The organism is Methylobacterium oryzisoli (genome assembly GCF_046557895.1).
In the GTDB taxonomy this organism is placed as follows: Bacteria; Pseudomonadota; Alphaproteobacteria; order Rhizobiales; family Beijerinckiaceae; genus Methylobacterium; species Methylobacterium oryzisoli.
The window spans coordinates 64,448-83,142 of the sequence record NZ_JBKIBX010000028.1 but is presented as its reverse complement, the minus strand read 5'-3'; the positions used below and the strand labels follow the sequence as shown (position 1 = coordinate 83,142).

Sequence of the window (18,695 nt, the reverse complement as noted above, 5' to 3'; positions counted from 1 at the left end):
TCCTGCCGCGGGCGACGTGGACGGCGGCCGGCATCGGGCGCGAGCAGGCGCGGGTGATGGGCTGGGCGCTGGCGCGGGGGGCGGATGCGGTGCGCACGGGTCTGGAGGACAACATCCGGGTGACGAAGGAGCGGCTGGCGGCGAGCAACGCCGAGCTGGTGGGGCTGGCGGCCGCGCTGGTGGAGCGTCACGGCCGGCGCGTCGCCACCCCGGCCGAAGCCAGGCGGATCCTGCACCTCGCCCCCGCGGCGTAAGCCGCAGGCCCCGGCCGGCCCCGGTATTACACGATGCACTGGACTGCGTCCGAAGGGCCGCAGCATATCCCACGCGGCTGATGGCTCGGAGACTTGTTCATGCGCATGATCGATCGGCGAACCGCCCTCGCGGCCGCGGCCGGCACCCTGACCGGGGCGGCGATGCCGGCCGCCGCCCAGACGACGGCACTGCCCAAGACCCTGTTTCCGGTCACCCAATCGGTCGTCCCGGTGGTCGGCAGCGAGCAGGTTTTTCCGGTGCGGCGGATCTACTGCATCGGCCGCAACTACGCGGCCCATGCGCGCGAGATGGGCTCCGATCCCACGCGCGAGCCGCCCTTCTTCTTCCAGAAGCCGGCCGATGCCGTGCAGGTGGTGCCGGTCGGCACGGTGGGCGACCATCCCTACCCGACGCTCACCAAGAACTACCACTACGAACTCGAACTCGTGGCGGTGCTGAAGGCCGGCGGGCGCCGAATCCCCAAGGAGCGGGCGCTCGATCACGTCTACGGCTACGCGGTCGGCCTCGACATGACCCGGCGCGACCTCCAGCGCGGCATGGGCGACCAGAAGAAACCCTGGGAGATCGGCAAGAGCTTCGACCATTCCGCCCCGATCGGCCCGATCCACCCGGTCGAGACCGTCGGTCACCTCGCGAAGGGGCGGATCCAGCTCCAGGTGAACGGGCAGGTGAAGCAGGATTCCGACCTGTCGAACATGATCTGGTCGGTGGCCGAGCAGATCGCGAATCTTTCCGAGGCGTTCGAGCTGAAGCCCGGTGATATCATCTATTCCGGAACGCCGGAGAATGTCGGGCCGGTGGTGCCGGGCGACGTGCTGCTCGGGCGGATCGAGGGGCTGCCGGACCTCTCGATCCGCATCGTGCAGCAGGCGGGCTGACGCCGGGCGGCGGCCTGCCCCCTCGCCGCCGCATCCTGGCAGATTTGGGTGAAATCCGCCTTAACCAGGGCTGAGCGGACGACATGGCCGTCGCGCAGGATCGTCACGGCTCCGCTCGGCTCAGCAGTGCTAAGTTGAGCGGGTCCTCCTCGACTTCGGCGCTTCTTCCGTGGCCACGCTCGCCCCATCGCTCCCCGCGGCCGTTCCGGCGCGCTCCGCCCTCTCCCTCGGGGTGGACCAGCCGTTGCGCGGCATCGGCCTCGTCGTGCTCTCGACGGTCTTCCTCTCGACCTCGGACGCGACCGCCAAGTACCTCGCCGGCTCCCTGCCGGCGATCGAAATCGCGTGGCTGCGCTACAGCGGCTTCCTCGCCGTGATGCTGGCGGCGGCGGTGCTCGGCGCGGCGACGCGGCGCGGGCGCTCGCCCTTCCGCAGCGCGCGGCCCGGGCTGCAGCTGCTGCGCGGGGTGGCGCTCGTCGCCTCGGCGCTGTTTTTCCTGGCCGGCCTGCGCACCCTGCCGGTGGCGGAGGCGACCGCGATCAGCTTCGTCTCGCCGATCTTCGTCACCGCCCTGTCGATCCCCTTCCTGGGGGAGAGCGTGGGTCGGCGGCGCTGGATCGCCGCCCTGGTCGGGCTCGTCGGCGTGCTGATCATCCTGCGCCCCGGCTCCAGCGCGTTCCAGGTGACGGCCCTGCTGCCGGTCGCCTCGGCGCTGTTCTGGGCGCTCGCCCTGGTGGCGACGCGCAAGATCAACGGCTACGACGCGCCGCAGGTCACCATGACGTGGTCGGCCCTGATCGGCTTCGTGCTGCTCTCCTGCCTCGTGCCGGGTGTCTGGACGGCGCCGAGCCTGAAGGAGGTGGCGATCGGCGCGGCGATCGGCCTGATCTCGACCACCGGCCACTGGATCGTCACCATCGCCTACCGCCACGCGCCGGCCTCGACGCTGGTGCCGTTCTCCTACACCCAGATCGTCTGGGCGGCGCTGATCGGCGCGGTGGCGTTCGGCTCGGTGCCCGATGTCTACGTGGGGGTCGGCGTCCTTGTGATCGCCGCGAGCGGCCTCTACACCGCCCACCGCGAGCGGGTCCGGGGCCTGCGCCGGGGCTGAGGCCTCGGCGGCCACCCCGATCCCGGCTCGCCAGGGGCCAGGCGAGGGCCAGGATCGAGGCATGCAGAGCATCAACCAGCGCATCGCGGCCGAACTCGGCGCGCAGGAGTGGCAGGTCAAGGCCGCGGTGGACCTTTTGGACGGCGGCTCGACCGTCCCGTTCATCGCCCGCTACCGCAAGGAGGCGACCGGCACGCTCGACGACGCGCAGCTGCGCACGCTGGAGGAGCGCCTGCGCTACCTGCGCGAGCTGGAGGAGCGCCGCCGGGCGATCCTCGACAGCGTGGAGGCGCAGGGCAAGCTCGACGAGGCCCTGCGCGGCCTCCTGCTGGCCGCCGACACCAAGGCCCGGCTCGAAGACCTCTACCTGCCCTACAAGCCCAAGCGCCGCACCAAGGCGCAGATCGCCCGCGAGGCCGGGCTCGGGCCGCTCGCCGAGGCGCTGCTCGCGGATCCCTCCCGCGTGCCCTCGGAGGCCGCCTCGGCTTACGTGGATGCCGACAAGGGCGTCGCGACCCCGGAGGCGGCGCTGGAGGGCGCCCGGGCGATCGTGGTCGAGCGCTTCGCGGAGGATGCGGAGCTGGTCGGCACCCTACGCGAGTCCTTCTGGAGCCGGGGCCGCCTCGTCTCGTCGGTGCGCGAGGGCAAGGAGGCGACGGGGGCCAAGTTCTCCGATTACTTCGCCTTCTCCGAGCCGCTGACGCGCCTGCCCTCGCACCGGGTGCTCGCCCTGTTTCGGGGCGAGAAGGAGGAGGTGCTGGACCTGCGCCTCGACGAAAATCCGGCGACCACGGAGCCCGGCGCGCCGAATCTCTACGAGGGCCGCATCGCGCTGCGCTTCGGCCTGCGCGACGCCGGCCGGCCGGGCGACCGCTGGCTGTCCGAGACGGTGCGCTGGGCGTGGCGCACGAAGCTGCGGCTCTCCGTCGAACTCGACCTGCGGGCGCGCCTGTGGGAGGCGGCCGAGACGGAGGCCGTGCGGGTTTTTGCCGGCAACCTGCGCGACCTGCTGCTGGCCGCGCCGGCCGGCGCCCGCCCGACGCTCGGGCTCGATCCCGGCTACCGCACGGGCGTGAAGGTCGCGGTGGTGGACGCCACCGGCAAGGTGGTGGCGACCGACACGATCTACCCGCACGAGCCGCGCCGCGACTGGGACCGCTCGCTCGCCACCCTGGCGCGCCTGTGCCGGGCGCACGCGGTGGAGCTGGTGGCGATCGGCAACGGCACCGCCTCGCGCGAGACTGACCGGCTGGCGGCGGAGCTCGCCGCCAAGCACCCCGAGCTGACGCTCACCAAGGTGATGGTCTCGGAGGCCGGCGCCTCGGTCTACTCGGCCTCGGCCTATGCCAGCCAGGAACTGCCGGAGCTCGACGTGTCGCTGCGCGGCGCGGTCTCGATCGCCCGGCGGTTGCAGGACCCGCTCGCCGAACTGGTGAAGATCGAGCCGCGCTCGATCGGCGTCGGCCAGTACCAGCACGACCTCGCCGAGGGGAAGCTGTCGCGCTCCCTCGACGCGGTGGTAGAGGATTGCGTCAACGGCGTCGGGGTCGACGTCAACACGGCCTCGGCCCCGCTGCTGGCGCGCGTCTCGGGTCTCTCGGAGCGCGTGGCGCAGAACGTGGTGGGTCACCGCGACGCCAACGGGCCGTTCCGCCACCGCGGCGGCCTCAAGAAGGTGGCGGGGCTGGGCCCCAAGGCCTTCGAACTCTCGGCGGGCTTCCTGCGCATCACCGGGGGCGAGGATCCGCTCGACGCCTCGGGCGTGCACCCGGAGGCCTACCCGGTGGTGCGCCGCATCCTCCAGGCGACGAAGAGCGACATCACCGGGGTGATCGGCAACGCCAAGCTGCTGCGGAGCCTCGATCCGAAGGCCTTCACGGACGCGAGTTTCGGGCTGCCCACCGTCACCGACATCATCGCCGAGCTGGAAAAGCCCGGCCGCGACCCGCGCCCGAGCTTCCGCACGGCGAGCTTCCAGGAGGGCGTCGAGACGATCGGCGACCTCACGCCCGGCATGGTGCTGGAGGGCGTGGTGACGAACGTCGCGGCCTTCGGGGCCTTCGTGGATATCGGCGTGCACCAGGACGGGCTCGTGCACATCTCGGCGCTGGCCAACACCTTCGTGAAGGACCCGCGGACGGTCGTGAAGCCGGGCGACGTGGTGCGGGTCAAGGTGCTGGACGTGGACGTGCCGCGCAAGCGCATCTCGCTCTCGATGCGCCTCGACGACCAGGCCGGCCCGCGCGAGCGCGACGGCGGCCGGCGGGAACCCGCGCCACGGATGCCGAAGCCCGAGCCGCGGCCCGCCGCGGACGGCGCGCTCGCCGACGCGCTGCGCCGCGCGGGGCTCGACCGGACGCGGCGGTAGGGGCCGGCGCGCCGCATCCGGACGCAGCGCGGGATCCCCTCTCCCGTGCGGGAGAGGGGATGCTGCCCGCGCTTCGATCATCAGCGTGTAGGGTCACCCCCGCGCGGTCACGCGCATGCGCAAGCCATCCCGGGGCCGCAGCGTCACGCGGTGGAGGGGCACCACCGGGCCGGCCTCCGGCGAGCGGTCGAGGCGGACGCGGTGCAGCAGGTGGGCGAGGACCAGCGTCGCCTCCATCAGCGAGAAACTCAGGCCGATGCACACCCGCGGCCCGGCCCCGAACGGCAGATAGGCGAAGCGGTCGATGCGGGCGCGGTTCTCGGGCAGGAAGCGCTCGGGCAGGAAGGCGTCCGGGTCCTCCCACAGCCGGCGGTGGCGGTGGAGCACGTAGGGCGCCACCGTGACGAGGGAGCCGCGCGGGATCTTGATGCGCCCGAGCCGGTCCTCGGCGAGCGCCTGCCGGCTCATGAACGGCACCGGCGGAAACAGCCGGATCGCCTCCTCCAGCGCCGCCCGGGTGAACGGAAAGGCCTCGGCAGGGGGCATCGCGCCGTGCTGCGCGAAGGCCGCGTCGATCTCGGCCTCGGCCCGGAGGCGCGCCGCCTCGTCCTGCGACAGGCAGTAGAGCGTCCAAGTGAGCGCGTTGGCGGTGGTCTCGTGGCCCGCGCCGATGAAGGTGACGATGTTCGCCTTCACCTCCAGATCCGAAAGACCCTGGCCGGTCTCCGGATCCTGCGCGCGCAGGAGGAGCGTCATCAGGTCGTGCGGCGCCTCACCGGCGGCGAGGAGGGCGCGGCGGCGGTCGATCAGTTCGTCCACCACCTCGGCGAAGAAGCGCAGGGCCGGCCGCGCCCGGATGCGGCCGATCCGCGGCACCCAATCGGGCATCCCGAACACGTCGAGGGGATCGATGGGGCCGATCGCCTCGAAGTAGCGGGTGATGGCGCGCCCGAGCGCGTCGGGGTCGCGCGGCAGGCCGTGGGTGAAGATCGTCCGCTCCAGCACGTCCAGGGTGACGCGGGTCATCTCCACCGCCACGTCCACGCTCTGGCCGCCGCGCCGCGCCACCCGGCGGGCGAGGCGCTCGGCGGCCTCCCCCATCGGGGCCTGGAAGCCCGCCACGTGGCGGGGCGAAAAAATCGGGGCGAGCGTGCGCCGCTGCAGGCGCCACTCCTCGCCCTCCGCCGTGAGGAGCCCGTTGCCCAGCCCCGGGGCGAGCACCCGGCGCTGCAGGTCGTCCTTGCGGTAATTGGCGGCGTTGTCGACGAGGATGTGCCGGATGGCGGCGGGATCGCTCACCACGGTCACGCGGCCGAGCGCCCCGTCGCCCGCCACGATCAGGTGCTCGAAATGCTCGCGGAACCACGTGGTCAGCGGGTTGGCGCGCGCCGCCCGCAGGAAGGCGAACAGGTCCATCGGCTCGGTGCGCGGGCGCGGCACCGCCGGGCGGAACGGGGACCGGCTGTCGCCGGGGGCGATCGCGGCGTCTGACAGAATCCGACTCCTGTTCTACGTGATGCACCCGCGCGCCGATCCGGCATCGCACAATGCCTCTCTTTGCCTTAAGTAGGCGCGGTTCCGACCCGCCAAAGAGGCCATGATGTCGCCCACCGAGACGCCCACCCGCACGGAATCCGACACGTTCGGCCCGATCGAGGTCCCGGCGGACCGCTACTGGGGCGCGCAGACGCAGCGCTCGATCCAGAACTTCCGCATCGGCACGGAGCGCATGCCCGCGCCGCTGGTGCACGCACTCGGCCTCGTCAAGCAGGCGGCGGCCCTGGTGAACCGCGACCTCGGCGTGCTGGAGCCGCGCGTGGCGGACGCCGTCGCGGCCGCTGCCGCCGAGGTGGTCGAGGGCCGGCACGACGGCGAGTTTCCGCTGGTGGTCTGGCAGACCGGCTCCGGCACGCAGTCGAACATGAACGCCAACGAGGTGATCGCGAGCCTCGCCAACGAGCGCCTGGGCGGAAAGCGCGGCGGCAAGTCGCCCGTGCATCCGAACGACCACGTCAACCGCGGCCAGTCCTCGAACGACGTCTTCCCGACCGCGATGCACATCGCGGTGGCGCGCGAGATCAACGACCGGCTGATGCCCGCCCTCTACCACCTGCACGCGGCGCTCGACGCCAAGGCCAAGGCGTTCGAGGGCATCGTCAAGATCGGCCGCACGCACCTCCAGGACGCCACGCCCGTCACGCTCGGCCAGGAGTTTTCCGGCTACGCCATGCAGGTGGCGCTCGGCGGCGCGCGGATCGGCGCGACGCTTCCGGGCGTGCTGGCGCTGGCGCAGGGCGGGACCGCGGTGGGCACCGGCCTCAACGCGCATCCCGAATTCGCCGAGCGCTTCGCCGCCAAGGTGGCGGAGCTGACCGGGCTGTCCTTCACCTCGGCCGACAACAAGTTCGAGGCGCTGGCGACCCACGACGCTCTGGTCTTCGCGCAAGGAGCCCTGACCAGCCTCGCGAGCGGCCTGTTCAAGATCGCCAACGACATCCGGCTGATGGGCTCGGGGCCGCGCTCGGGGCTCGGCGAGATCTCGCTGCCGGAGAACGAGCCCGGCTCTTCGATCATGCCCGGCAAGGTCAACCCGACCCAGGCCGAGGCGATGACGATGGTCTGCACCCAGGTGATCGGCAACGGCACTACGGTGTCGATGGCGGGCAGCCAGGGCCATTTCGAACTCAACGTGTTCAAGCCCGTGATCGCCAATGCGGTGCTGCAATCGGTGCGGCTGATCGCCGACGCGGCCGTGAGCTTCGCGGAGAATTGCGTGGTCGGCATCACCCCGAACCACGACCGCATCGCCGACCTGATGAGCCGCTCGCTGATGCTCGTCACCGCGCTCGCCCCGACGATCGGCTACGACAAGGCCGCCGAGATCGCCAAGACCGCCCACAAGAACGGCACCACCTTGAAGGAGGAGGCGCTTCGGTTAGGCTACGTTACGGCAGAGCAGTTCGACGCCGTGGTGCGTCCCGAGACGATGCTTGCCCCCAGCGCGGAGTAGCCGCATGGCCGACATCATCAACCTGCGACAGGCCCGCAAGGCGAAGGCCCGGGTCCAGAAGGCCGCCGAGGCGGCCGGGAACCGGGTCGCCTTCGGGGCGCCGAAGAAGGCCAAGACCCTGGCCGAGGCGCGCCGGTCCATCGAGGTCGCCCGCCACGAGGGCCACCGCCTCGAAGGTCCCGACCGCGCCGAATGACCCGTGCGGCCGGCGGCGTCCTGAAGCGATCGCTGATGATCGCCGGCCATCGCACGAGCGTGTCGCTGGAAACCCCGTTCTGGGACGCCCTGCGGGAGATCGCGGCCGGCCGCGGCCTCTCGGTGCAGGCGCTCGTCGGCGAGATCGATGCGGGACGGGGCGAGCAGAACCTGTCGTCGGCGGTCCGGGTGTTCGTGCTGCGGGCGGTGCAGGCGGGTGCCGAGACGGCGCAGGCTCCCCTCGCGGAACCGGGGCAACGGTCAGCGCGGGATCCCCTCTCCCGTGCGGGAGAGGGCTGTTGAGCCCATTAGCCCGTTCAGCCCACCCGCGCCGGCATCGCGAAGGTCGCGAAGTCCGGCTTCTCCACGCGCACGGCCATCCCCCCGGCCTCCACCCCCTCCCCGGCCTCCAGCGCATCGGCCAGCCGGTCGAGGCGCAGGAGCGCGAGGCCGCTCTCGCCCGCGGCGCTGCCCGTCGTGCCGAGGGTCTTGCCCCCGGCGGTGACCGGCGTGCCGGCGGGGGCCGCCGTGCCGCCGGAATAGCGGAGCAGCACCACGCGGGTACGCGCGGTGCCGCGGTGCTGCATGCGCGACACCACCTCCTGCCCGACGTAGCAGCCCTTGCGGAAATCGACGCCGCTGAGCTGGTCCATCAGCGCCTCGTGCGGGAAGGCGTCGCCGAGGGCGAAGTCGGCGCCGCTCTGCGGCACGCCGAGCCCGATCCGGTGGGCGTGGTAGGCGTCCTCGCCCGCATCCGCGGCCGGCGCCGCGGGGGCGTGGATGCGCCAGCCCAGGGCCGGCAGGCGCCCGTCGCGGAGCCAGCCCTCGCCGGGTGCGGCGTCCCAGGCCGCGCTCACCGCGAGCGGCGTCTCGGCGAGCGTCACCTTGGCGCGCAGCCGGTAGAGCGTCAGGCGCCGGATCAGGTCCGGCACCAGGGCGCGGGCGACGTCGAGATGGAAGCCGTCGCCGGCCCGCGCGATCAGGAAATCGAACTGGATCTTGCCCTGGGGAGTGAGCAGCGCGCCCAGCCGCGCCTCGCCGGGCGGCAGGGTCTCGACGTTGCAGGTCACGAGGTTCTGGAGGAAGCCCGCGGCCTCCTCGCCCGCGATCGCCACGACGGCGCGGTCCGGCAGGGGGGCGATGGGCATGCGGGCGGCTCCTGAGCAGGTTTCGCAACAATGGCCGCCGGTTTTGCGATCAGAACCTGCGGCAAAAGGAGAATCCAAGCGGACGAAGCGTTGGCCGGCCAACGCTTCGTCCGCTTAGGATCCGGCGGCCGGCTTGAACCGGGACCGGGCCTGACATAAGCCGCCGCGGGGCCGCTCTCAATCGGCCCCGCGCGCCGTCATGCCGAAGGATTTGCCGGATGAGCCAGAGCTTCGACCTCCTCCTGCGCGGCGGCACGATCGTCAACCACGACGGGATCGGGCCGGGCGATCTCGGCGTGCGGGACGGGCGCGTCGCGGCGATCGGCGACCTCGCGCAGGCCTCGGCCGGACGGGTGCAGGACTGCACCGGGCTGCACCTCCTGCCGGGCGTGATCGACAGCCAGGTCCATTTCCGCGAGCCCGGGCTCGACCACAAGGAGGATCTGGAGACCGGCTCGCGCGCCGCCGTGATGGGCGGCGTCACCACGGTGTTCGAGATGCCGAACACCTCGCCCCAGACCACCAGCCCCGAGGCGCTGGCCGACAAGATCCGGCGCGGCCACCATCGCATGCACTGCGACTTCGCCTTCTGGGTCGGCGGCACGCACGAGAATGCCGCCGAGGTGGCGGAGCTGGAGCGGCTGCCGGGCGCGGCCGGCATCAAGGTCTTCATCGGCTCGTCCACCGGCTCGCTGCTGGTCGAGGACGATGCGGGGCTGACCGAGATCCTGCGCCGCATCCGCCGCCGCGCCGCCTTCCACGCCGAGGACGAGGCGATGCTGCGCGAGCGCAAGGGCCTGCGGGTGCCGGGCGATCCGTCCTCGCACCCGGTCTGGCGCTCGCCCGAGGCGGCGCTGAAGGCCACGCAGCGCCTCGTGCGCATCGCCCGCGAGACCGGCGCGCGCATCCACGTGCTGCACATCTCCACCGCCGAGGAGATGCGCTTCCTCGCCGCGCACAAGGACGTGGCGACCGTGGAGCTGACGCCCCACCACCTCACCCTCGACGGGACGGAGGCGTATGCGCGCCTGGGCACGCTGGTGCAGATGAACCCGCCGGTGCGCGATGCGGCCCACCGCGCCGGGTTGTGGTGGGGGCTCTCGCAGGGCGTGGCCGACGTGCTCGGCTCCGATCACGCGCCGCACACGCGGGAGGAGAAGGCCAAGCCCTATCCGGATTCGCCCTCGGGCATGACCGGCGTGCAGACGCTGGTGCCGATCATGCTCGACCACGTGGCGGCGGGCCGGCTCAGCCTGTCGCGCTTCGTGGACCTCACCAGCGCCGGCCCCCAGCGCGCCTTCGGCCTCGCCCGCAAGGGCCGGCTCGCGCTGGGCTACGACGCGGACGTCACGGTGGTGGACCTGAAGCGCCGCGAGACCATCACGAACGCCTGGATCGCCTCGCGCTGCGGCTGGACGCCCTACGACGGCACGGAAGTCACCGGCTGGCCCATCGGCACGATCGTGCGCGGGGAGGTGGTGATGTGGGATGGCAGCCTGGAGACCCCGTCGCGCGGCGAGGCGGCGCGGTTCGAGGAAGGCTTTCCGGCGCGGGGGTGAGGCGCGGGCAGCGCACTCGCCTTGAAGACAAGCGCGGGCAGCGCGGGATCCCCTCTCCCGTGCGGAAAAGGGGTTCCCCGCGGATCCAGCCTTTACCCGAACGAGACTACTCCGCCGCCTCCATCGCCGGGCGGTGCTCCTCCAGCCCCTCCAGCGCGGCCGGCTTCGGGCCGCCGGTCGCCCAGTCGAGCAGTTCCACCGTGTGGACGATCGGGATTCCGGTGCCCTTCCCGATCTGCGTCACGCAGCCGATGTTGCCGGTGGCGATGAGGTCGGGGCGGACGCGCTCGATGTTGGCGACCTTGCGGGCGCGCAGGGCCGCGGCGAGCTCCGGCTGCAGGATGTTGTAGGTGCCCGCCGAGCCGCAGCAGATGTGGCCCTCCGGGACGTCCTTCACGGTGAAGCCCGCGCGCTTGATCAGCGCCTTGGGCTCGGTGCGGATGCCCTGGCCGTGCTGCATCGAGCAGGCGGAGTGATAGGCGACCACGAGGTCGCTCTCGACCACCGGCTCCATCAGCCCGAGGGCGGACATGTACTCGGTCACGTCCTGGGCGATGGCGGAGACGCGGCGCGCCTTCTCGGCATAAGCCGGGTCGTCGCGGAACATGAAGCCGTAATCCTTGATGGTGGTGCCGCAGCCCGAGGCCGTCACCAGGATCGCGTCGAGCCCCTCCCCGTCCATCTCGGCGATCCAGGCGTCGATGGTGCGCTTGGCGTGAGCGTGGGATGAATCCTCCCGGCCCATGTGGTGGGTCAGCGCCCCGCAGCAGCCCTCGCCCTTCGCCTGCACCACCGTGACGCCGTGGCGGTTGAGCAGGCGGATCGCCGCCTCGTTGAAGTCCGGCCGCAGCACGCTCTGGGCGCAGCCGCGCAGCAGCGCCACCCGGCCCCGGGCCGGGCCGGTGGGCGGGAAGGTGCCGGGCCGGTCGTGGGCCGCGCGGTTCGGCAGGGTCGCGGGGGCGAGGTCGAGCATGGCGGCCAAGCGGCTGCCGGCCCGCGGCAGCGCCGCGACGAGGCCCCGGAATGGGCGCCCGAGGGCCGCGGCGAGGAGCGCGAGGCGGAAGCGGTTCGGGTAGGGCAGCACCTGCGCCAGCAGGGCGCGCAGCCAGCGGTCCCCGACCGGCCGCCGGTAGGTGTCTTCGATATGCGCCCGGGCGTGATCGACGAGGTGCATGTAGTGCACGCCCGACGGGCAGGTCGTCATGCAGGACAGGCAGGAGAGGCAGCGGTCGACGTGCTTGACCACCTCGGGGGTCGCCGGCTTGCCGCCCTCCAGCATGTCCTTGATCAGGTAGATGCGCCCGCGCGGCGAATCCAGCTCGTCGCCGAGCAGCAGGTAGGTGGGACAGGTGGCGGTGCAGAAGCCGCAATGGACGCAGGTGCGCAGGATCTTCTCCGAGGCGGCCATGGCGGGGACGGCGAGCTGCTCCGGGGTGAAGTTGGTCTGCACGGCGGTTCCTCGGTCGTGATGCGGTCGGGTCGGCTTCTCTCGGCCCAGCGCTGTTCTAGAACACTTTTAAGGCGCGCGGGGCAGTCCCGCATCGCCGCATCCCCGGTCCGCGATGGGAAAGATCGGCTACTACCTCGTCACGGCGGCCGAGTCGGTGCTTTCTGCCGTCGGCATCCGCGCCACCTACGAGCAGCCGCGCTACGCGGTGGTGCGCCGCTTGCCCGGCGGCGTCGAGATCCGCGACTACGCCCCGCGGGCGGTGGTGGAGACCGCGGCGGACGGTCCCGGCGACGCGGAGGCCTTCCGGCGGCTCTTCCGCTACATCACCGGCGCGAACCGGGCCGCGCGGCTGATCGCCATGACGGTGCCGGTGGAGCAGACGGGCCGCCTCATCGCCATGACGGCACCGGTGGAGGCGGGTGCGGGCGTGATGCGCTTCGTGCTGCCGCGGCGGGTGGCGGAGGCGGGCGCCCCCGTCCCCACCGATCCCCTCGTGCGGATCGCCCTCGTCCCCGCGCAGCGCCTCGCCGCGCTGCGCTTCTCCGGCCGGCCGACGCCCGCGGCGCGGCGCGCCCGCGAGGCGGAGCTGCTGGGCGCGCTGGCGCAGGCCGGGCTCGCGCCCGCGGGCGCGGTCGCCTTCCTCGGCTACGACCCGCCCGTGACGGTGCCGTTCCTGCGCCGCAACGAGGTGGTGGTGGCGGTCGCGGAGTGAGGCCGCGCCTCAGCTGTCCATCTTGAGGGCGGCGATGAACGCCTCCTGCGGGATCTCCACCTTGCCGAACTGGCGCATGCGCTTCTTGCCCTCCTTCTGCTTGTCGAGGAGCTTGCGCTTGCGGGAAATATCGCCGCCGTAGCACTTGGCGGTGACGTCCTTGGACAAGGCCCGGATGGTCTCGCGGGCGATGATCTTGCCGCCGATCGCCGCCTGGACCGGGATCTGGAACAGGTGGCGGGGGATCAGGTCCTTCAGCTTCTCGCACATCGCCCGGCCGCGGGATTCCGCCCGGGTGCGGTGGACCAGCATCGAGAGCGCGTCGACCGGCTCGGCATTCACCAGGATCGACATCTTCACGAGGTCGCCCTCGCGATAATCCGAGATGTGGTAGTCGAACGAGGCGTAGCCCTTCGAGATCGACTTCAGGCGGTCGTAGAAATCGAACACCACCTCGTTGAGCGGCAGGTCGTACACCACCATGGCGCGCTTGCCGACGTAGTTGAGGTCGATCTGCGTACCGCGGCGGTCCTGGCAGAGCTTGAGCACGCCGCCGAGATACTCGTCGGGCGTGAGGATCGTGGCACGGATCCAGGGTTCTTCGATCGTGTCGATCTTCATCACGTCGGGCATGTCGGCGGGGTTGTGCAGCTCCCGCTTCTCGCCGTCGGACATGTTGAGGCGGTAGACCACGCTCGGCGCGGTCGAGATCAGGTCGAGGTTGAACTCGCGCTCCAGCCGCTCCTGGATGATTTCGAGGTGCAGGAGCCCGAGGAAGCCGCACCGGAAGCCGAAGCCGAGCGCCGCGGAGGTCTCCATCTCGTAGGAGAACGAGGCGTCGTTGAGCCGGAGCTTGCCCATCGCGCCGCGCAGGTTCTCGAACTCGGCGGCATCGACCGGGAAAAGGCCGCAGAAGACGACGGGCTGCACCGGCTTGAAGCCCGGCAGCGGGTCCTTGGTCTGGCGCCTGTCCTCCGTGATGGTGTCGCCGACGCGGGTGTCGGCCACCTCCTTGATCGAGGCGGTGAGGAAGCCGACCTCGCCGGGGCCGAGTTCGGTCACGTCCTGCATCTTGGGCCGGAAGACGCCGATGCGGTCGACGCCGTAGACCGCGTCCGCGCCCATCATCCGGATGGTCATGCCCTTCTTGAGCACCCCGTCCACGATGCGCACCAGCACGACGACGCCGAGATAGACGTCGTACCAGGAATCGACCAGCAGCGCCTTGAGCGGCGCCTCGCGGTCGCCCTTGGGCGGCGGCAGCTTGGCGACGATCGCCTCCAGCACCGCCTCGATGTTGAGCCCGGTCTTGGCCGAGATCGGCACGGCCTCGGAGGCGTCGATGCCGATCACCTCCTCGATCTGCTCCTTCACGCGGTCGGGCTCGGCCGCCGGCAGGTCGATCTTGTTGAGGACCGGAACGATCTCGTGGTTGGCGTCGATCGCCTGGTAGACGTTGGCGAGCGTCTGGGCCTCCACGCCCTGGCTCGCATCCACCACGAGGAGCGACCCCTCGCAGGCGGCGAGCGAGCGCGACACCTCGTAGGTGAAGTCCACGTGGCCGGGCGTGTCCATCAGGTTGAGGACGTAGTCGCGCCCGTCCTGCCCCTTGTAGTCGAGCCGGACCGTCTGCGCCTTGATGGTGATGCCGCGCTCGCGCTCGATGTCCATCGAGTCGAGCACCTGCTCGGTCATCTCGCGGGCGGTGAGCGCCCCGGTGAGCTGGATCAGGCGGTCGGCGAGCGTCGATTTGCCGTGGTCGATATGCGCGACGATCGAGAAGTTGCGGATCGTGTCGATGGGTTTGGCGGTCATTCCGAGACGGTCTCCGGCGCGCAGGCGCGACGGTCAGCGTGGCGCACGGGGCATTGGGAAAGCGGACCGGAGATAGCAGCGGCCCCGCCCCGCGCCAAGACGGCGGCAGGACGCACGGTCTCACGCGTTGAGACGGTCCGCCACATCCTCGGCGAGCGACAGGCTCGACGTCAGGCCCGGGCTCTCGATGCCGAAGAGCTGCACGAGGCCGGGCAGGCCGTGCTCGGCCGGGCCGTCGACGACGAAATCCATCGCCGGCTGCCCCGGTCCCGACAGCTTCGGGCGGATGCCGGCGTAGTCGGGAAACAGCGCGTCGTCCGGCAGGTCCGGCCAGTAGCGGCGGATGGCGGCGTAGAACAGCGCGCCGCGGCCGGGATCGACCTCGTAGACGGGCGCGTCGATCCACTCGACGTCGGGGCCGAAGCGCATGCGCCCGGCGAGATCGAGGGTGAGGTGGATCCCCAAGCCCCCCTCGACCGGCGCCGGGTAGATCAGGCGGGTGAAGGCGGGGCGGCCGAGGCAGCCGAAGTAGTTGCCCTTGGCCAGCACGAGGCGGGGCACCCGCTCAGGCCGATAGCCCTCGGTGGCGGTTGCGAGCGCGTGCGCGCCGAAGCTCGCGGTGTTGACGACCGCGTCCACGGCGAGTTCCCCCGGCGCCTCGCCACCGAACACCGCGACCCAGCCGGCCCCGTCGCGGGCCAGCCGCTCGACGGGCGTGTGGAAGGCGAGCGCGCCGCCATGCGCCTCGACGTCGCCCTGAAGCGCCAGCATCAGGGCGTGGCTGTCGACGATGCCGGTCTCGGGCGAGAGCAGGGCCGCCGCGCAGGCGAGGCTGGGTTCGAGCCGGCGCGCCTGCGTGCCGTCGAGGAGTTCCAGCCCCTCGACGCCGTTGGCCACGCCCTGCTGGTGGATCGCCGCGATCTTGGCCCGCTCGGGCTCGGTGGCCGCGACGATGAGCTTGCCGGTCTTGGCGTGGGGCACGCCGTGGCTGGCGCAGTAGGCGTAGAGGAGGCGCCGCCCCGCGACGCAGTGGCGGGCGCGCAGCGATCCCGCCGGATAGTACATGCCGGCGTGGATGACCTCGGAATTGCGCGATGACACGCCGGTGCCGATGCCGCCCTCGGCCTCCGCCACGATCACCTCGTGGCCGCGCAGGGCCAGCGCCCGCCCGCAGGCGAGCCCGACCACGCCCGCACCGACGACGAGGATCATCATGGTTTTCCATTCTCCCGCACGGCGACGCCGAAGCGCGGGAACCCCTCTCCCGTTTGGGAGAGGGGTTCCCCGCGGTTCCGCGGGTGATGCTCACGCGGCGATCGACATCGTCGGCTCGGCGGCGCGCACGTCGGCGTCGACGTGGGCCTCGAACCGCTTGAAGTTGGCCTGGAACATCTCGACCAGCTTCCTGGCCGTCTCGGCGAAGGCCGCCTTATCCTGCCACGTCTTCACCGGGTACAGGATGTGCGGCTCGACGCCCGGCACCGAGGTGGGCACAGCGAAGCCGAAATACGGGTCGCGCCGGAAATCCGCCTTGGCGAGCGAGCCGTCGAGCGCGGCGGTGAGCAGCCGCCGGGTGACCCGGATCGGCATGCGCCGCCCGGTGCCGACGCCGCCGCCGGTCCAGCCGGTGTTGACGAGCCAGCAATCGACGTGGTGACGGGCGATCAGGTCGCGCAGCAGGTTGCCGTAGACCGAGGGGTGCCGCGGCATGAAGGGCGCGCCGAAGCAGGTGGAGAAGGTCGCCTCCGGCCCCTTCAGGCCCTTCTCGGTGCCGGCCACCTTGGCGGTGTAGCCCGAGAGGAAGTGGTACATCGCCTCGGCGCCCGTGAGCTTGGCGATCGGAGGCAGCACCCCGAAGGCGTCGCAGGTCAGCATGACGATGTTCTTGGGATGCCCCGCCCGGCCCGTGGGGCTCGCGTTCGGGATGAAGGGCAGCGGGTAGGCGCAGCGGGTGTTCTCGGTCTTCGAGGCGTCGTCGAAGTCGGGCAGCCGCGTCACCGGATCGATGGTCACGTTTTCCATCACCGTGCCGAAGCGCTCGGTGGTGGCGTAGATCTCGGGCTCGGCCTCGCGCGAGAGGCGGATGGTCTTGGCGTAGCAGCCGCCCTCGAAGTTGAAGATGCCCTTCGGACTCCAGCCGTGCTCGTCGTCGCCGAGCAGCATCCGGGCCGGATCGTTCGACAGGGTGGTCTTGCCGGTGCCCGACAGACCGAAGAACAGGGCCGAGTCGCCCCCGCTGCCCACGTTCGCCGAGCAGTGCATCGGCATCACGCCGGCCTTCGGCAGAATGTAATTCAGATACGTGAACACCGATTTCTTCATCTCGCCCGCGTAGGACGAGCCGCCGACCAGCACGATCTTGCGGGTGAAGTCGCAGGCGATCACGGTCTCGGAGCGCACGCCGTGGCGGGCCGGATCGGCCTTGAAGCTCGGCAGGTCGATGATCGTGAGGTCGGGCACGTAGCCGGCGATCTCGCTGCGCTCGGGGCGGATCAGCAGGTTGCGGATGAACAGCGAGTGCCACGCGTACTCGGTGAAGACCCGGGCGCGCACCCGGTGCGCCGGGTCGGCGCCTCCGTAGAGATCCTGCGCGAACAGCTCCTTGCCCTCGGCATGGGCGAGGAAATCCTGGTGCAGCACGTCGAACTGCTCAGGGGTGATCGAGCCGTTGTTCTCCCACCAGACCTCGGTCTCGGTCGCCGGATCGCGGACCACGAACTTGTCCTTGGGCGAGCGGCCGGTGTGGATGCCGGTCTCGGCGACGAGCGCGCCACCCGCCGCCAGTTGCGCCTCGCCCCGCTGCAGGGCCTGCTCGTAGAGGCTGGGCGCCTCGAGGTTCCAGAACACGGCCTTCAGGTTGCGGAAGCCGACCTGACCGGCGCCGCACGCGCCGTTGAATACGCCGAAATCGCTCACGAGTGCTCCTCCTGGCGCCGCGGCCGGGGCGGGGGATCCACCCGGCGCGCGTCGCTCTCCTCGTTGACGCCGGACGCCGGAACCCTCGCCTCGCGACCGCCGCATCCGCGCCGCGCACGCGGCGCGGTAACCCCCCGTTAGTAGGTGGCGAAACTTCGCGGTTCAATCGCTTTCGCGAATCCGGCGACCGACAGGAACGGGGATTTGTCACTAGCTCTGTTGCGCCGCCCGGGCCTCGGCCGCCATCCGCACCAGCACGGGCCGCAGCGCACCGGGGTCGGCCAGCGGCTGGGGAAAGGCGACGCGGGCGGTGCGGTCGCCGGCCGCGAGGTCCAGCCCTTCCGGGTCGAGGCCGGTGAGGCGCCACGGCCCCGGCCCGGCGCCCGCGAAATGCGTGGCGTAGAGGGCGAGCGCGTCGGCGTGATCCTCGTTCATGTGCGCAACCGCCCCGGCCTCGCTCGCCGCGAGGCCCTCGCACCCGGCGAGCGGCGTCAGCAGCTCCGAGGCCGTGAGGGTGGCGGCCTTGGCGAAGCCGCCGTTGAGGTGGCCGGCCGCCGGCTCAAGGCGGAAGAACGCGAAATCCGGGAAATCGGCGTAGAGCGCCGCCTTCGGGTGGCGGGCGAGGAAGCGGGCCCGGGCGCGGGGCTCGGGGGTGCGCGCCGCCCGGCCCGCCACGGTGAGCCGGGGATGGGCGAGCGGATCCCCCTTGCCGCCGGGGCTGAGCAGCAGCGAGCAGCGCGGCTCGGCCTCGAGGTTGAGGGTATGCGCCGAGAGCCGCGACAGCAGCATCAGCGGCGCGCCGTCGAGATCGGTGGCGACCGTGACGAGCGAGGCGAAGGGCGATCCGTCCCCGCGGTCGAGGGTGGCGAGCGCGCCGACCCGGGTCGAGCGCAGCAGGTCCTTGGCGAGGCCGATCGCGTCGAACGGCGCCGCCGCGGCGGGCAGCGGCGCGGCCTGGGGTTTTTCGGTCTCGGCCATGCGGATCCTCACGCGGAAGGGGGTTTTCGGATGCGGCCGCAGCGTGGCGCCGGGGGCGGGCGGCGTCCATCGCGCCTCGCGTCGCGGGCCGCACCCGCCCTCCCCGCCGGGCGGGGTGGCACGCGAGCCACACCCGGTCCGAGACCGGTGCTCGCTTTTTCGCCGCGATGGTCTTAAGGGTGACGGAATCGTGGCGCCGCGGTCACTGTCCAGCCTTTTCGGGCCGGGCGGCGGCACGGCCCGCCCGGCCGGACTGCAACCGGCGATACGTCGGGTGGC

General features: G+C 71.8%; 16 protein-coding genes. 9 read left to right on the top strand and 7 right to left on the bottom strand.

What is annotated here, in order from left to right; all coding sequences use genetic code 11:
* From ACKUB9_RS22925 to ACKUB9_RS22910, 4 genes are all read left to right on the top strand, one after another.
* A partial coding sequence (locus ACKUB9_RS22925; protein WP_410825917.1) for a 3-keto-5-aminohexanoate cleavage protein occupies positions 1-254 on the top strand: 254 nt, incomplete at its 5' end.
* Between the two features lie 99 nt (positions 255-353).
* Complete coding sequence (locus tag ACKUB9_RS22920; RefSeq protein WP_407527120.1) at positions 354-1,154, top strand: fumarylacetoacetate hydrolase family protein; 801 nt, start codon at positions 354-356, stop codon at positions 1,152-1,154.
* A 169-nt stretch (positions 1,155-1,323) separates the two neighbouring features.
* Positions 1,324-2,265 (top strand): DMT family transporter, encoded by a 942-nt coding sequence (locus ACKUB9_RS22915; RefSeq protein WP_407527117.1) that lies wholly within the window; start codon positions 1,324-1,326, stop codon positions 2,263-2,265.
* 61 nt (positions 2,266-2,326) lie between these two features.
* A complete protein-coding gene (locus ACKUB9_RS22910; RefSeq protein ID WP_407527114.1) occupies positions 2,327-4,633 on the top strand; it encodes a Tex family protein in 2,307 nt (768 codons plus the stop codon).
* A 93-nt stretch (positions 4,634-4,726) separates the two neighbouring features.
* On the opposite strand, the gene ACKUB9_RS22905 is transcribed toward ACKUB9_RS22910, so the two are convergent.
* Complete coding sequence (locus ACKUB9_RS22905; RefSeq protein WP_407527111.1) at positions 4,727-6,049, bottom strand: cytochrome P450; 1,323 nt, start codon at positions 6,047-6,049, stop codon at positions 4,727-4,729.
* 184 nt (positions 6,050-6,233) lie between these two features.
* On the opposite strand from ACKUB9_RS22905, the gene fumC reads away from it, so the two are divergent.
* Genes fumC through ACKUB9_RS22890 form a run of 3 tightly spaced genes read left to right on the top strand, consistent with a single transcriptional unit; the run spans position 6,234 to position 8,141 of the window.
* Positions 6,234-7,643 (top strand): class II fumarate hydratase, encoded by a 1,410-nt coding sequence (fumC, locus tag ACKUB9_RS22900; RefSeq protein WP_407527135.1) that lies wholly within the window; start codon positions 6,234-6,236, stop codon positions 7,641-7,643.
* A 4-nt stretch (positions 7,644-7,647) separates the two neighbouring features.
* A complete protein-coding gene (locus ACKUB9_RS22895) occupies positions 7,648-7,839 on the top strand; it encodes a DUF4169 family protein (protein WP_407527108.1) in 192 nt (63 codons plus the stop codon).
* Positions 7,836-8,141 carry a ribbon-helix-helix domain-containing protein gene (locus ACKUB9_RS22890; protein WP_407527106.1) on the top strand — a complete coding sequence of 102 codons (306 nt, stop codon included), beginning with the start codon at positions 7,836-7,838 and terminating at the stop codon, positions 8,139-8,141. Before ACKUB9_RS22895 ends, ACKUB9_RS22890 begins: the two co-directional genes overlap by 4 nt.
* Positions 8,142-8,155: 14 nt before the next feature.
* On the opposite strand, the gene ygfZ is transcribed toward ACKUB9_RS22890, so the two are convergent.
* Positions 8,156-8,986: a CAF17-like 4Fe-4S cluster assembly/insertion protein YgfZ gene (gene ygfZ, locus ACKUB9_RS22885; RefSeq protein WP_407527103.1), complete on the bottom strand. Its 831-nt coding sequence runs from the start codon at positions 8,984-8,986 to the stop codon at positions 8,156-8,158.
* A 218-nt stretch (positions 8,987-9,204) separates the two neighbouring features.
* Between ygfZ and ACKUB9_RS22880 the strand changes: the two genes are divergently transcribed.
* The gene (locus ACKUB9_RS22880) at positions 9,205-10,545 is read left to right on the top strand and encodes a dihydroorotase (protein ID WP_407527100.1); all 1,341 of its coding nucleotides are present in this window, start codon (positions 9,205-9,207) and stop codon (positions 10,543-10,545) included.
* A gap of 106 nt (positions 10,546-10,651) precedes the next feature.
* Here ACKUB9_RS22880 and glcF read toward each other — a convergent pair whose 3' ends face one another.
* Positions 10,652-11,995, bottom strand: coding sequence for a glycolate oxidase subunit GlcF (gene glcF, locus ACKUB9_RS22875; RefSeq protein ID WP_407527097.1), 1,344 nt, complete (start codon positions 11,993-11,995; stop codon positions 10,652-10,654).
* A 112-nt stretch (positions 11,996-12,107) separates the two neighbouring features.
* Between glcF and ACKUB9_RS22870 the strand changes: the two genes are divergently transcribed.
* Positions 12,108-12,707 (top strand): SOUL family heme-binding protein, encoded by a 600-nt coding sequence (locus ACKUB9_RS22870; RefSeq protein WP_407527094.1) that lies wholly within the window; start codon positions 12,108-12,110, stop codon positions 12,705-12,707.
* Positions 12,708-12,716: 9 nt separating this feature from the next.
* Here ACKUB9_RS22870 and lepA read toward each other — a convergent pair whose 3' ends face one another.
* From lepA to ACKUB9_RS22850, 4 genes are all read right to left on the bottom strand, one after another.
* Positions 12,717-14,522: a translation elongation factor 4 gene (gene lepA, locus ACKUB9_RS22865; RefSeq protein ID WP_407527091.1), complete on the bottom strand. Its 1,806-nt coding sequence runs from the start codon at positions 14,520-14,522 to the stop codon at positions 12,717-12,719.
* A 120-nt stretch (positions 14,523-14,642) separates the two neighbouring features.
* On the bottom strand, positions 14,643-15,737 hold the full coding sequence (locus ACKUB9_RS22860) for an NAD(P)/FAD-dependent oxidoreductase (RefSeq protein ID WP_407527088.1): 1,095 nt from the start codon (positions 15,735-15,737) through the stop codon (positions 14,643-14,645).
* 90 nt (positions 15,738-15,827) lie between these two features.
* Positions 15,828-17,438, bottom strand: coding sequence for a phosphoenolpyruvate carboxykinase (locus ACKUB9_RS22855; RefSeq protein ID WP_407527086.1), 1,611 nt, complete (start codon positions 17,436-17,438; stop codon positions 15,828-15,830).
* A 210-nt stretch (positions 17,439-17,648) separates the two neighbouring features.
* Complete coding sequence (locus tag ACKUB9_RS22850; protein WP_407527083.1) at positions 17,649-18,416, bottom strand: HugZ family pyridoxamine 5'-phosphate oxidase; 768 nt, start codon at positions 18,414-18,416, stop codon at positions 17,649-17,651.
* Positions 18,417-18,695: the final 279 nt, after the last annotated feature.

Coding starts and splice junctions, on each gene's coding strand:
- ACKUB9_RS22920 (WP_407527120.1), top strand. CDS start 354: ATGCGCATGATCGATCGGCGAACCGCCCTCGCGGCCGCGGCCGGCACC.
- ACKUB9_RS22910 (WP_407527114.1), top strand. CDS start 2,327: ATGCAGAGCATCAACCAGCGCATCGCGGCCGAACTCGGCGCGCAGGAG.
- ACKUB9_RS22905 (WP_407527111.1), bottom strand. CDS start 6,049: ATGGACCTGTTCGCCTTCCTGCGGGCGGCGCGCGCCAACCCGCTGACC.
- fumC (WP_407527135.1), top strand. CDS start 6,234: ATGTCGCCCACCGAGACGCCCACCCGCACGGAATCCGACACGTTCGGC.
- ACKUB9_RS22895 (WP_407527108.1), top strand. CDS start 7,648: ATGGCCGACATCATCAACCTGCGACAGGCCCGCAAGGCGAAGGCCCGG.
- ACKUB9_RS22890 (WP_407527106.1), top strand. CDS start 7,836: ATGACCCGTGCGGCCGGCGGCGTCCTGAAGCGATCGCTGATGATCGCC.
- ygfZ (WP_407527103.1), bottom strand. CDS start 8,986: ATGCCCATCGCCCCCCTGCCGGACCGCGCCGTCGTGGCGATCGCGGGC.
- ACKUB9_RS22880 (WP_407527100.1), top strand. CDS start 9,205: ATGAGCCAGAGCTTCGACCTCCTCCTGCGCGGCGGCACGATCGTCAAC.
- ACKUB9_RS22870 (WP_407527094.1), top strand. CDS start 12,108: ATGGGAAAGATCGGCTACTACCTCGTCACGGCGGCCGAGTCGGTGCTT.
- lepA (WP_407527091.1), bottom strand. CDS start 14,522: ATGACCGCCAAACCCATCGACACGATCCGCAACTTCTCGATCGTCGCG.
- ACKUB9_RS22860 (WP_407527088.1), bottom strand. CDS start 15,737: ATGATGATCCTCGTCGTCGGTGCGGGCGTGGTCGGGCTCGCCTGCGGG.
- ACKUB9_RS22850 (WP_407527083.1), bottom strand. CDS start 18,416: ATGGCCGAGACCGAAAAACCCCAGGCCGCGCCGCTGCCCGCCGCGGCG.